Here is a 14032-nt window from a genome sequence, read left to right on the forward strand (position 1 = left end):
AAATACTTGTCTATGTCTTAAAGAAGTTGAAGTACTCTATTCATTACTTTTTTATCCGGCAGATTGCAACAGATGCTTTATTTGAAGTTTCTTTTTAATGCTGAATTATGGCTAAATCACCAAACTGTGGGTATAGCGTTTTATTTATAAATTTTTCTATATTGCTTGGGTGTTATATCCAAGCTTTTTTTGAATACTTTTGAAAAATAATTAGGATCATTAAAACCTGTTAATTCAGCAATTTGTTGAATTGAAAGATTTGAGTTAATTAAGTAATCACATGATTTGTTTATTCTTAGATCGGTTAAATACTTATGAATAGAAGTATTGAATTCTTGTTTAAAACCATTAACTATTGTAGATTTCGAGCAATTGAATTTCAAACAGAGATGTTCTAAAGAAATATCTTTTGTGCAGTTTTTTTGAATATATTCCTTGACTGATGCTGCTAAATTGTCTTTTTGTTTATGAATTTTATTACTAAGCGTAAAGTAATTAGCATAAACTTCAATAATACTTGCATAGGCTTCTAGTTGTTCTTTTGATCGTTTTGGGATTTGGTTCAAACTTTTCTCTAACGAATCCTTGTCTGTAAAAAAAGGTTCAGCTAGTTTTTTTATTATTTCTTTTTCGTAATCAGAACCATCTGTAGCTTGCCCTGTCATTAAATATCCTGCGAGAGTGCCATATGTATAGAGAGGTACGCATATTTCATATAGGTTTAGATGACACTTATAAAGTTCGATCTTACCTGATTTTTTTACTCTGTTAAATGCTTTTCTATCACATTTCATACATTGCTCATTTCCGTTTTTGGAATTATTTATAAATGCGCAAAAGCTTTTATGTATATTTGGATAGCTGACTAGTACGTCGCCTTCAATATTAAAAATTGTGATATTCGTTCCTAATATCTTATATAGATTTTTAACTAATGCTTCTATATTATTCATACATTTTTGCTCCATTCAAAATAAATCAAAATTACTATAATTTAATCGAAACTACATATAAAAGTGTTTTTCGAATGTTTAAAATATAGAGGGATTCAACGCTTAATATTATTTTAAATAAAGAACAAATAAATTAATAGTGTTTAAATTCGAAATTAAACAGAAAAAGCAGACAAACAGTATGTCGAAAGTAAGCGTTTACACAAACAGACCGTATTTTTTTTAAACACTACTGTTTTTTTTAGAGTGTGAAGAGATGTTAGTGTTGTGAAAATACAATTATAGTGAATTTGTTTGAATTATTTTATTTACTTAAAATAGGACATGGATAGGAGGAGAAAAAATGGTAACGAACAAAGACAAGGTTTTATCGTTCGTTATGGAATATGACAAGGAATGCAGTTCTATAGGAAATGAGCTAATTAAGTTCAACACAGAGTTTATTTCTGAAAAGACAAATATACAAAGAGCAAATGTCTCTACAATATTAAATCAACTTGTTAATGAAGGAAAAATTAAAAAATATTTAGGACGTCCAGTCTTATATAGCTTATCAGAAGAATTCAAAAAAAATATCGAAACAGATGAATTTGGATGTTTAATAGGATCGGATACAAGCTTAAAAGAGGTTATTCAATATACTAAGGCAGCTATTACGTATCCTTCTCATACTCCAAGAATTTTATATATTGGAGAGAAGGGTACAGAGGTATCTGAGCTTGGAAAGTGTGCATATGATTTTGCTTGCCATGAAGGCATCTTGAAAAAGAATTCTGAATATTTGGAAATTGATTGTTCTCTGATGGATGAAAAAGCATTTCAATCTACATTTATTACAAAATGTGAGTTTGTGTCAAAAGTAAATCATGGGATGTTTCTTATAAAAAATATGGATTCAATTTCCAGAAAAGTGTTATCCGGGTTTATTGACAATGTTTTAGCAAATCACAATGTAGAAATAGTATTGTTGGCGCATATTCAGCAGGAAGAGAAAATTCAGTATTTTAAAGATTTTTTCAATTTTAGTGGAATTTTACCATCATTAAGAAATAGAAGTGTCGAAGAAAGGTACAAACATGTTGAGTATTTTTTTCAACAAGAAGCATCCAATTTAAATAAACGTATTGAGGTAAATTACGGTTTAATGCAGTGCTTATTGTTGTATCCTTGCGAAGACAACTTAAGCGGACTCAAAAATAACATTCAATTTGGTGTGGCAAATGCCTTTGTTAAAACAAAGAAAAATGCTAGAAAGGTTGTCTTAGAATTATCGGATTTACCTGCAAAGGTCCGAAAGGGAATGTTGTATCTGAACAAGATGAAAGACAGCTTGGATCAAGTGATTGTAAAGGACAATGTTTACATATTTGATAAAGATCACACTTACCATGCTAGCGCAGTAGATGAAAAATTAGATTTGTACAAAAGAATAGATAGAAAAAGATATTTATTCGGCAAGAATGTTCAGAGTGAAGATGTTGACACATTTTTGTTTGCAAATATTGAAGAAGAAATTAATGAATACTTAGTTCAGCTAACAGAAGGCTATGATGAAAAACAACTGGAAAAAGATGTTTCTTTAAAACTAAGGACGATTGTACATTCTTTTATGGATGACTTGGGAAATAAATTTAATCGTGTATATGCGAATGAAATTTACTATGGAATCTGTCTTCATTTAAATAAAGCCATTACTTCCAATAATAACAAACAAAGAATTTCCAATGAGAAAGTTATTGAAATTATGGAAGTTTATGGGGAGCAATACTTATGCTCTAGAGAACTTATTCAAGAGATAGAAAGTAGTTTTGGTACACAACTTTCCCGAGATGAAATAGTATTCATAACTTTGTTTATAAGTTTGCATTTTAAGAGCTCAACCCACAAAAATGAAGTTGTTACACTTATAGCCATGCATGGCAAAAACAGTGCTTCTTCAATAGAAAAAGCAATAAAGGTATTGATGCCGGTTAAAAATTTGGAATCCTTTGATTTGCCATTAGACGAGGATATTGAAATCACTTATGAGCGATTGAAGAAAAAAATCATTACAATAAATAAAGGCAAAGGTATATTTGTTATTTATGATATGGGGTCAATTCAAGTAATGTTAAATTCAATATCTCAAGAGACAAATATTGAACTTCGATTTATTGAAATGCCAATCGGTCTGTTAGCAATGTCATCATGTAAATACAGTGAAGCAGGAAAGAGTGTCGACCAGATCCATGATGCAGTCATAGATGATTTTTCAGATACGACATATTCTAGAAGAGGACGTAAAGATATAATTATTACCTTATCAACTGAAGAAGATAAGAAAAGCGAGAACATCCGAAAGATATTAGAGACTCTGGAAGATAGTAAAGATTATCGTATTTTATCATTTGATATAACAAACAAGCGAGATTTAATTAACCAACTGAATCAAATTCAAACCTTAGGAACAATCGTAGGAATTGTCGGTACATATAATCCAGAAGTATTTAACTTACGTTATGTGAATTATACAAATTTAAGCAGTGTTCAATCAATACGTGAATTATTTGCCGAAAAGGACAGTGGATTTGATGTGTTTGAATATTTAACAGAACAGTTTTCTATATTTACACATGCAGATTTGGAAATAACATTATTACCATTTTTAACAGAATTAGAACGAATCTTAAATAAAAAGTTATCGGAGGATACGAGGTTTGGATTCTTAATTCATATAGGATGTTTAATCAATCGATTGGTAAACTTGGAGGGATCGGTTGTGAATCTAAATCTAGAAAAAATCAAAATGGATTATCCTAATGAATTACAAAAAGTGAAAGAGGCAATGCATGCTCTAGAGGATTATTATAGAATTCAATTCTCATTAGGAGATGCAGCCACTATAGTTGATATTTTTAAAAAAGAAGGAGAAACTCAAAATGACTAAAGAAGAAGTATCATTAATTGGATTTGAAATTGTTGCTTATTCAGGAGAAGCAAGATCAAAATTATTATTAGCTATTGAAAAAGCTAAGGCAAAAGAGTTTGAAGAATGTAAAAAGTTGATTGAAGAAGCAAATGAATCTTTAAACGACGCCCATAAATCACAAACAACTTTGCTTCAACAAGAGGCTAGAGGTGAAAATGTTGAAATTGGATTTATCACAGTGCATGCACAAGATCATTTAATGACAACAATTCTATTGAAAGATATTGTGAATAATCTTTTAGATATTTATAGATAATTAATAGGAGAGTCTATATGAATAATTTAGTTGCTAAAATCGAAAAAATGAAGCCTTTTTTTGAAAAGGTTTCTAGAAATAAATATCTTAAGGCAATTCGTGATGGCTTTATGTCCGCGATGCCAGTGGTATTATTCTCAAGTATCTTTATGCTGATTGCATATGTACCTAATATTTTTGGATATTACTGGCCAGCTAATATTGAAAGTATGATTTTGAAACCATATAACTATTCAATGGGAATTTTAGCCGTATTAGTTGCAGGATCTACCGCTAAAAACTTAGCAGATAGTTTTAACCGTGAATTACCAATTAATCGACAAATCAATAATATTTCCACTTTCATGGCCGGAGTTGTTGGCTTATTGTTGATTGCTGCTGACCCTATTAAAGAAGGCTTTGCAAGCGGATATATGGGTTCTAAGGGTTTGTTGAGTGCATTCTTTGTTGCATTCTTTGTTTGTAATGTCTATAAATTCTGTGTAAAAAGAGATATTACAATTCACATGCCAAAAGAAGTTCCACCTAATATTTCTCAAACATTCGCAGATGTTATTCCATTTGCTATTTCAATTTTACTATTAGCTGTATTTGATATCGTGTTTAGAGATTTAGTAGGTATTAACTTTGCTGCAGCTGTAATTGAATTCTTTAAACCATTGTTTACTGCTGCTGATGGATATCTAGGATTAGCTATCATTTACGGAGCAATGGCTATGTTCTGGTTTGTTGGTATTCAAGGACCATCTATTGTAGAGCCAGCGGTTTCAGCTATCTATTATGTAAATATCGCAAACAATCTAGGATTATATCAAGCTGGTGAGCATGCAAATAACATCTTAACACCAGGTGTTCAACAATTTGTTGCTACTTTGGGTGGAACTGGAGCCACTTTGGTCGTTACTTTGATGTTTGCATTTATGGCAAAATCTAAAGAGTTGAAGGCAGTTGGTAGAGCAAGTTCTATTCCAGTATTATTCGGTGTAAACGAACCAATTCTTTTTGGAGCTCCATTGATTTTAAATCCTATATTCTTTATTCCATTTATTGGTGCACCAATTCTAAATGTTTGGTTATTTAAAGCGTTCGTTGATTTCTTAGGAATGAACAGTTTCATGTATATTCTTCCATGGACATGTCCAGCACCATTAGGAATCGTTCTTGGATGTGGGATTGGTTTATTATCATTATTATTTGCAGTTTTAGTTCTAGTTATTGACTTTATTGTCTACTATCCATTCTTCAAGGTTTATGATAAAGAAAAATGTGAAGAAGAAGCTTTAAAGGATCAGGAAGAAGCAGCAACAGAAGAAACTGAGGAAAGTGTTGAAGTTTCTGGTGATGTAGTGGACGGTAAACGTGTGTTGGTTCTTTGTGCAGGCGGAGGAACAAGTGGTTTACTTGCAAATGCATTAGCGAAAGGTGCAGAAGATAAGGGGATTAAAATGACTACCGCTGCTGGATCTTATGGAGCTCATTATGACATGTTAAAAGATTTCGATTTAGTTGTATTGGCTCCACAGGTAGCTAACTATTATCAAGATTTAAAAATTGATACAGATAGATTAGGAATTAAGAGTGTAGCGTGTCAAGGTAAGCAATATATTGCTTTAACACGTGATCCAGAAAAAGCGTTAGAGTTTGTATTTTCTATTTTAAATGGTGAAAGTGAGGAACAATAACTATGAAATTTGCTGAAGATTTTGTATTTGGTGGTGCTACTGCTGCATATCAGTGTGAAGGTAGTACACGTGAATATGGTAAAGGAAAAGTGGCTTGGGATGATTATTTAGAAAAACAAGGCCGTTTTAAAGCAGATCCAGCTAGTGATTTTTACCATAAGTATCCAGTGGATTTAAAACTATGCAATCAATTTCATATTGGCGCCATTCGTATTTCCATTGCATGGTCACGCATCTTTCCAAAAGGAAAGGGTAAAATCAATCAAGAAGGTGTAGATTTTTATCACAGAGTATTCCAGGAGTGTCATAAAAATGGAGTTGAACCTTATGTAACTCTTCATCATTTTGATACACCTGATGCTTTGCATCGCAATGGAGATTTCTTGAATCGAGAAACAATTGATGCATTTGTTGAATATGCAAAATTCTGTTTTGAAGAATATAAAGATGAAGTAACTTATTGGTTTACATTTAATGAAGTATGGCCAATTGCTACCAACCAATATATTGAAGGAACATTTCCTCCATGTATTACATATGATATCACTTCAGCAGTTAAGTCAATGCATGGCATGATGGTTGCGCATGCGAAGGCTGTGCTTGAATTCTACAAGGGAAATTATAAAGGACAGATTGGTGTTATCCATTCTTTAGAAACTAAATATCCTTTAGATCCGAACAATCCAGAAGATGTACTTGCAGCAAAAAAAGAGGACATTTTAGCAAACCAGTTCTTGTTGGATGCAACTTTCTTAGGAAGATATACGGAAGAAACAATGTCAGTAATCCAGGATTTAGTAAAAATGAATGGTGGAGAATTTAGTGTAGATGCAAAAGATATTGAGGTTATGGAAGAAGCCGCACAATATAATTGTTATCTAGGAATGAATCATTATCAGAGTCATTTTATCAAAGCATATAATGGTGAAAATGAAATTCATCACAATGGTACAGGTGAAAAAGGAACAAAGAAATTTAAATTAAAAGGAGTAGGAGAACGTGTATTCAAAGAAGGTATTCCTACTACTGACTGGGACTGGTTGATTTACCCAGAAGGTATGTATGATATGATTATGCGTATCAAAAATCAATATCCAAACTATAAAGCAATCTATATCACAGAAAATGGTATGGGATATAAAGATGATTTTGAAGATGGAATTATCTTTGATGAGCCAAGAATCGACTATGTTAAACAACATTTGGAATGGTTGTTAAAAGCAGTTGAAGACGGAGCAAATGTCAAAGGATATTTTGTTTGGTCGCTAATGGATGTATTCTCATGGTCTAATGGATACAACAAACGTTATGGTTTATTCTATGTGGATTATGAAACACAAAAACGTTATCCTAAATTGAGTGCGTATTGGTACAGACAAGTAATAGATGCAAAAGAGGTTTAATAATGCATAAATATAAAGGCGTAATATTTGATTTTAATGGAACATTGTTTTTTGACAACCCAAAACATATTTCGGCATGGTCAAAAATATCACAAGATATTCGTCATCATGGAATTGATGAAGAAGAACTTCATGAACATATTAATGGTGTACCAAACAATAAAGTTGTTGAATATATGTTTGGTGGAACGTGTGATCCATCCGAAATGGAAAAATATTCGCAGTTAAAAGAAGAATATTATCGCCAATTTTGTAAAGAGGATCAGGCGACGTTTCATTTAGTCAATGGAGCTGAAACATATTTTGATTATTTAAAAGAATCAAATATTCCATTCACAATCGCATCCGCATCTATCAAGCCTAATATTGATTTCTTTGTCGAATCATTTCATCTAGACAAATGGATTGAGCCATCTAGGATTGTCTATGATGATGGAACGTATGAAAACAAAATCGCAATGTTTAAAAAGGCAGCTCATAATATTGGAGTGGATATTCAAGATTGTTTAATTATCGAAGATAGTGTTAGTGGGATTTCAAATGCTTATAAAGCAGGATGTCACAATATAGTCGTTGTGGATTCTGCCAATAAAAAAGAAGAATACGAAAAGCTTCCTGGAGTTGTACAAGTGATTGATTCTTTTGAAAACTTTAAATAAGAGCCATTCATACCAGAATGGCTCAGCTTGTTGACAAACTACCTAATTTGAGAGCTGATAAAAACATTTAAAAAAAAGTGGTAGGAAAAGTCTAATTTATGATTTGTTTTGAACCAAATAAAACTTAAATTCATCTATTTTTTTAATAAAAGTGGAGTTTAAAAAAGGCCGAATGACAAAGTCAGCTCAAAGAGCGACTTTGTCAACGGCCTGAGCCATTCATACCAGAATGGCTTTTTTGACTAAATAGAAGGAATGGAAAATGAACAAAAAAATTAACCAGATATTAGAGTATGCTTTAAAGAATGGAATGATCGAGAAATACGATTATGATTATTCTGCAAATTTATTGATTGATCTATTTGGCATCCAAGAATTTAAAAGAGAAGAAGTAGAAGACTGTTCTATCTATGAGATTCTAGATTTCATGTTAGATTATGCGGTTGAAAAAGGTATGATTCAGGATACTGTAACTGAAAAAGATTTACTAGATACACGCATTATGAATTGTGTAATGCCTAGGCCAAGTGAAGTTGTGAATACTTTTAAGAGTCTATATTCTTTGAATCCAAAAAGTGCAACAGATTACTTCTATAAGTTAAGTATGGATTCTAACTATATCCGTAAATCAAGAATTGATAAGAATATCAGTTTTACACATTTTTGTAAATATGGCGATATTCAAATTACAATCAATTTGTCAAAACCAGAAAAGGATCCTAAGGAAATCGCAAAGGCAAAAAATGCCGTAAGTACTTCATATCCTGCATGTTTATTATGTAAGGAAAATGTTGGCTTTGCCGGAAACTTAAATCATCCAGCTAGACAAACACATCGTATTATTCCATTGGATTTAAATGGACATACATACAATTTACAATATTCACCATATGTGTACTATAATGAGCACTGTATTGTATTTAATAGTGAACATACACCAATGAAGATGGATCGTTCTACATTTGAGCATTTATTCGCATTTATTGATAAATTCCCACACTATATGATTGGAAGTAATGCAGATTTACCGATTGTGGGTGGATCTATTTTAAGTCATGACCACTATCAAGGTGGAAGGCACCATTTTCCAATGGAAGACGCAAAAGTTGTTAAGAGCTATACATATAAGGATGTACAAGTGGATATGCTTTACTGGCCACTATCAACACTTCGATTAACATCAAAATCAAAAGAAAACGTATTGGATCTAGCTACTAAAATCTTTGAAACATGGTGTACATATAGTGATGAAAGTTTAGATATCATCGCCAATGAAGATGGCGTTCGTCACAATACAGTAACGCCAATTGTAAGAAAGAAAGATGGCAAATATCAAATGGATGTAGTTTTACGAAATAATCGTACTACAGAAGAATATCCATTAGGTATCTTCCATCCTCACTCTCAGCATCACCATATTAAAAAAGAAAATATTGGGTTGATTGAAGTTATGGGACTTGCGATTTTGCCGGCACGATTAAAAACGGAGTTAGAACAAATTAAATTATGTTTATCTGGAAAAGCAGATTTTGATTCTTATCCAGAACTTGAAAAACATAAAGAATGGTATGAACACCTAAAAACATGCTCGTATACAAATGTGGATACATTCATGGAGATGGAAGTCACAAAGAAATTCGTGTCTGTATTAGAGAATGTCGGTGTATATAAAATGGATGATGAAGGGATAGACGGCTTTAGCCGATTTGTGAAAACATTATGGTAGAGGTAAAAGAAAGATTAGAGAATGGGATTGATGTATTATCAATTTCCAATTCACATTTAACTGTAGAAGTTACAAACTTTGGTTGTACTCTTTTAAAGATTGTAACGAAAGACAAAAATAATCAAGACTGTGATTGTATTTTAGGATTTGAACATGTTGAAGATTATCAAAAACGAGATGGAACCTATTTAAATGCCTTAGTAGGACGAGTATGTAATCGTATTGAAAAAGGAACATTCATAATAAATGGTACAGAATATCATGTACCTATCAATAATGGGCCAAACTCATTACATGGAGGCATTGAGGGATTTTCTTATAAAGTATTTGATTATACTTTAATTGAAGATGGTGTTAAATTCCACTATGTATCAAAAGATGGAGAAGAAGGATATCCCGGAACTTTAGATTTCTATGCGATCTATTGGCTAGATGAATCGAGTTTACATATTCAATATAGTGGTGTTAGTGACAAAGATACTTTGATTAATATCACAAATCATGGCTATTTCAATCTAAATGGTTATGCATCGAATATTGATGATCATACGTTACAAATCTCTGCTTCTAAATTTGGTTGTGTAGATCCAGATGGATTATATACAGGTGAATTAAAAGATGTTAAAGAGACTGCATTTGATTTTAATACAGAAAAAAGAATTGGAGATTTTATTCATTCAGAGGATGAACAATTAATCATCGCAAGAGGTTATGATCATCCATATGTATTTGATACAAAGGAAAATCAAGTATGTCTATATAGTCCATTAAGTGGTATTGAATTAAAAGTATCTACAACATATCCAACAGCACAAATTTATAGTGCTAACTACTTAGATGGGCAGACAGATAAATATGGAAAGATTATGCATCCGCAAGATGGATTGTGTATTGAAACAAGCTATATTGCCGATTCGATTCATAAAGAAGAGAATCCAAATGTTTTATTAAAAGCAGGACAAGTATTTGAAGAAGAAACAACATATACATTCGAGGTAAGAAAATGAAAACAACAGAAATTAAAGAACAAGTAGTATCAGGAAAATATGATGCATTAATTGAAGATCTATATGCAGATCCAAGTTTATTACAATACCAAAAACAACGTTATGCTGGTGCATTAGATAAATACCAAACTTTATTTGGAGATGATGAAGTGAGCATTTATAGTGCTGCAGGAAGAAGTGAAATTTCAGGAAATCATACAGACCACCAACATGGTTGTGTGCTTGCGGGATCTATCAACTTAGATGCGATTGGAATTGTATCTAAACAAGATCATGTAATTAAAGTGATTTCAGATGACTTTGACATCAAACCAATTGATTTAAATGATTTAGACAAAAAAGAAAATGAAATTGGAACAAGTGAAGCCTTGATTCGTGGTGTTGTTTCTAAATTAAAAGAATTAGGCTATAACGTTGGTGGATTCAAAGCTTTTATCACAAGTGATGTATTAATGGGGGCAGGACTATCAAGTTCTGCAGCATTTGAATCTATTATCGGTACAATTATTGATGGATTATACAATGATATGAAGATCGATATGGTAACGATCGCTAAAGTAGGTCAATATGCAGAAAACATATACTTTGGAAAACCATGTGGATTGATGGATCAATGTGCATGTGCTGTTGGTGGGCTTATTTCAATTGACTTTAAAGATACTTCAAATCCAATTGTAAATAGTGTGAATGTTGATTTCTCAAAATATGATCACAGTTTATGCATTGTAGATACAAAGGGAAGTCATGCCGATTTAACAGATGCCTATGGTGCAGTACCACAAGAAATGAAAGAGGTAGCTCACTATTTTGGTAAGGAAGTTCTTCGTGAAGTAGATGAAGATGAGTTCTATGCAAATATCGCAAACTTAAGAACGGCTTTAAATAATGATCGTGCAATTTTAAGAGCCATCCATTTCTTTAATGAAAATAGACGTGTTAATACAATCGTAGAAAGATTGAACAAGGATGATTTTGAAGGATTCAAGACATTGATTCAAGAATCAGGAAATTCAAGCTATAAATTCCTTCAAAACGTATATGCAGACTTTGACTATAAGAACCAGGCTGTATCTTTAGGCTTAGCTATGTCTGAAATGATTTTAAAAGATCATGGCGTATGTCGTGTTCATGGTGGAGGTTTTGCCGGAACTATTCAGGCCTTTGTTGAAAATAGCTATGTAGAAACATATAAAGAAGAAATTGAAAAAGTATTTGGAAAGGGAAGCTGCCATATCTTAAAAGTAAGAAAATTAGGTGGCTGCAAGGTTATTGACTAATGAATATTTTAGTAACAGGTGGAACCGGATATATTGGTAGTCATATTTGTGTTGAATTATTAGAAAGTGGTTATGACGTTGTCGTGATCGATGATTTCTCAAATTCAAAACCAGATGTGTTGGATTCAATCTATAAGATTACAGGAAAGCATGTTAAGTTTTATGAATTTAATGTGTTAGATGAGGAAAAGACGGAATCTGTATTTAAGGAAAATAAATTGGATGCGGTCATTCATTGTGCGGCTTTTAAAGCGGTTGGTGAAAGTGTTCAAAAACCAATTGAGTATTATACAAATAACTTGATGACAACTTTGGTGGTTGCCAAGATGATGAAGAAATATCATGTTCCAAGTATTGTGTTTAGTTCAAGTGCTACTGTTTATGGAGATCCTGAAGTGGTTCCTTTAACAGAAGACTGTAAGCTAGGTGTTACAACCAATCCATATGGTTCAACAAAGGCTATGATGGAAAGAATTTTAACGGATGTGCAATTCGCAAATCCAGAAATGAGTGTAACTTTACTTCGTTATTTCAATCCAATTGGAGCGCATGAGTCTGGATTGATTGGTGAAAATCCAAAGGGAATTCCAAATAACTTGATGCCATATATTATGAAGGTTGCGACTGGTGAACTTCCTGAACTTGGTGTATTTGGTGATGATTATGATACGCCAGATGGAACGGGTGTTCGTGACTATATTCATGTGGTTGACTTGGCTAAGGGTCATGTATTAGCGATTGAAAAATACAATACGCCTGGTGTTCATATTTGTAACTTAGGAACAGGAAAAGGCTATAGTGTATTAGATATTGTACATGCCTTTGAAAGAGTAAATGGAATCAAGATTCCTTATGTGATCAAACCAAGACGTGCAGGTGATATTGCGACTTGCTACGCAGATCCTACAAGAGCAAAAGAACAGCTTGGCTGGGTAGCTGAAAAGGATTTAGATGATATGTGTAGAGATACATGGAATTTTGCAAAGAAATATGTTTAGGAGTAAAATATTATGAAATATGGTTTTGGTGTTGATATCGGAGGTACAACTATAAAAATTGGCTTGTTTTCAATTGATGGAAAGCTGGTTGATAAATGGGAGATTCAAACAAATAAAATTGATAATGGAAAGTACATATTGCAGGATATTGCACATGTTATACAAAATAAAATTGCTTTACAGAATTTAAACAAGAATGAAATTATTGGGATTGGATTAGGGGTTCCTGGACCAGTAACAAAAGAAGGCGTTGTCAATGGGTGTGTTAATTTGGGATGGAAAGCACAAAAGATTGAAGAAGATTTTAAACAAATGACAGGTTTAAATGTAAAGGTTGGAAATGATGCAAATGTTGCAGCCCTTGGTGAGATGTGGCAAGGCGCCGGAAAAGGATATCAAGACGTCTTGATGATTACATTAGGAACAGGAGTAGGCGGCGGATGCGTGTTAAATGGAAAAATTGTTTCTGGAGTACATGGAGCTGGTGGAGAAATTGGACATATGCATGTAAAGGATAATGAAAAGAGTGCATGTGGTTGTGGAAATCATGGGTGTTTAGAGCAATATGTATCAGCTACAGGAATTGTTACACAAGCGAGGAAAAAATTATTGTATGATGAGCGTTCTTCGAGTTTAAGAAAGTATTTTTCTTTGGAAGCAAAGAATATATACGATGAAGCAAAAGAAGGAGATTCTATAGCGATTGAAATTGTTAATAATGTATGTAAAATATTAGGAAATTCTTTGGCTTCTATTTGTAGCGTAATTGATCCGGAAATCATAGTGATAGGTGGAGGTGTCTCTAAAGCGGGAGATATTTTAACATCCGGAATAAAAAAATATTTTCAAAAATACGCTTTTCATGCTTGTGCGAATACTGAAATTGTTTTGGCGAAGCTTGAGAATGATGCTGGAATGTATGGGTGTGTTAAATTATTGATGAAATAGTTTTCTTATTAATGAGATTTATTTTCATTATAACTTTACGCTATACCCACAGTTTGGTGATTTAGCCATAATTCAGCATTAAAAAGAAACCTCAAATAAAGCATCTGTTGCAATCTGCCGGATAAAAAAGTAATGAATAGAGTACTTCAACTTCT

11 protein-coding genes are annotated in these 14032 nt (G+C 32.5%); 10 read left to right on the top strand and 1 reads right to left on the bottom strand.

The genetic code is table 11. From position 1 onward, the window contains the following. Nucleotides 1-140: 140 nt before the first annotated feature. Nucleotides 141-953, bottom strand: a complete 813-nt coding sequence (locus tag U0M88_RS05885) for a PocR ligand-binding domain-containing protein (protein WP_331869203.1) — start codon at nt 951-953, stop codon at nt 141-143. A gap of 343 nt (nt 954-1296) precedes the next feature. Between U0M88_RS05885 and U0M88_RS05890 the strand changes: the two genes are divergently transcribed. The 10 genes from U0M88_RS05890 to U0M88_RS05935 all read left to right on the top strand — a co-directional run bounded on the left by U0M88_RS05890 (nt 1297) and on the right by U0M88_RS05935 (nt 13877). Beyond that, nucleotides 1297-3879, top strand: a complete 2583-nt coding sequence (locus tag U0M88_RS05890; protein WP_331869204.1) for a PRD domain-containing protein — start codon at nt 1297-1299, stop codon at nt 3877-3879. Beyond that, nucleotides 3872-4177, top strand: a complete 306-nt coding sequence (locus U0M88_RS05895; RefSeq protein WP_331869205.1) for a PTS lactose/cellobiose transporter subunit IIA — start codon at nt 3872-3874, stop codon at nt 4175-4177. The genes U0M88_RS05890 and U0M88_RS05895 overlap by 8 nt, the downstream gene beginning before the upstream one ends. A gap of 17 nt (nt 4178-4194) precedes the next feature. Beyond that, complete coding sequence (locus U0M88_RS05900; RefSeq protein ID WP_331869206.1) at nt 4195-5859, top strand: PTS lactose transporter subunit IIBC; 1665 nt, start codon at nt 4195-4197, stop codon at nt 5857-5859. A 2-nt stretch (nt 5860-5861) separates the two neighbouring features. Continuing rightward, nucleotides 5862-7262: a 6-phospho-beta-galactosidase gene (gene lacG / locus U0M88_RS05905; protein WP_331869207.1), complete on the top strand. Its 1401-nt coding sequence runs from the start codon at nt 5862-5864 to the stop codon at nt 7260-7262. Between the two features lie 2 nt (nt 7263-7264). Beyond that, on the top strand, nt 7265-7921 hold the full coding sequence (locus U0M88_RS05910; RefSeq protein WP_331869208.1) for an HAD family hydrolase: 657 nt from the start codon (nt 7265-7267) through the stop codon (nt 7919-7921). Between the two features lie 262 nt (nt 7922-8183). After that, nucleotides 8184-9647, top strand: coding sequence for a UDP-glucose--hexose-1-phosphate uridylyltransferase (locus tag U0M88_RS05915; RefSeq protein WP_331869209.1), 1464 nt, complete (start codon nt 8184-8186; stop codon nt 9645-9647). Next, entirely contained in the window at nt 9641-10654 is a 1014-nt protein-coding gene (locus U0M88_RS05920) for an aldose epimerase family protein (protein ID WP_331869210.1), read from the top strand. The genes U0M88_RS05915 and U0M88_RS05920 overlap by 7 nt, the downstream gene beginning before the upstream one ends. Beyond that, nucleotides 10651-11931 (top strand): galactokinase, encoded by a 1281-nt coding sequence (locus tag U0M88_RS05925; protein ID WP_331869211.1) that lies wholly within the window; start codon nt 10651-10653, stop codon nt 11929-11931. Before U0M88_RS05920 ends, U0M88_RS05925 begins: the two co-directional genes overlap by 4 nt. Further along, a complete protein-coding gene (gene galE, locus U0M88_RS05930; protein ID WP_331869212.1) occupies nt 11931-12929 on the top strand; it encodes a UDP-glucose 4-epimerase GalE in 999 nt (332 codons plus the stop codon). Before U0M88_RS05925 ends, galE begins: the two co-directional genes overlap by 1 nt. Before the next feature lie 12 nt (nt 12930-12941). Then, nucleotides 12942-13877 (top strand): ROK family glucokinase, encoded by a 936-nt coding sequence (locus U0M88_RS05935; RefSeq protein ID WP_331869213.1) that lies wholly within the window; start codon nt 12942-12944, stop codon nt 13875-13877. Nucleotides 13878-14032: the final 155 nt, after the last annotated feature.

The sequence above is a fragment of the Faecalicoccus sp. genome, assembly GCF_036552745.1.
Lineage (GTDB): Bacteria > Bacillota_I > Bacilli_A > Erysipelotrichales > Erysipelotrichaceae > Faecalicoccus.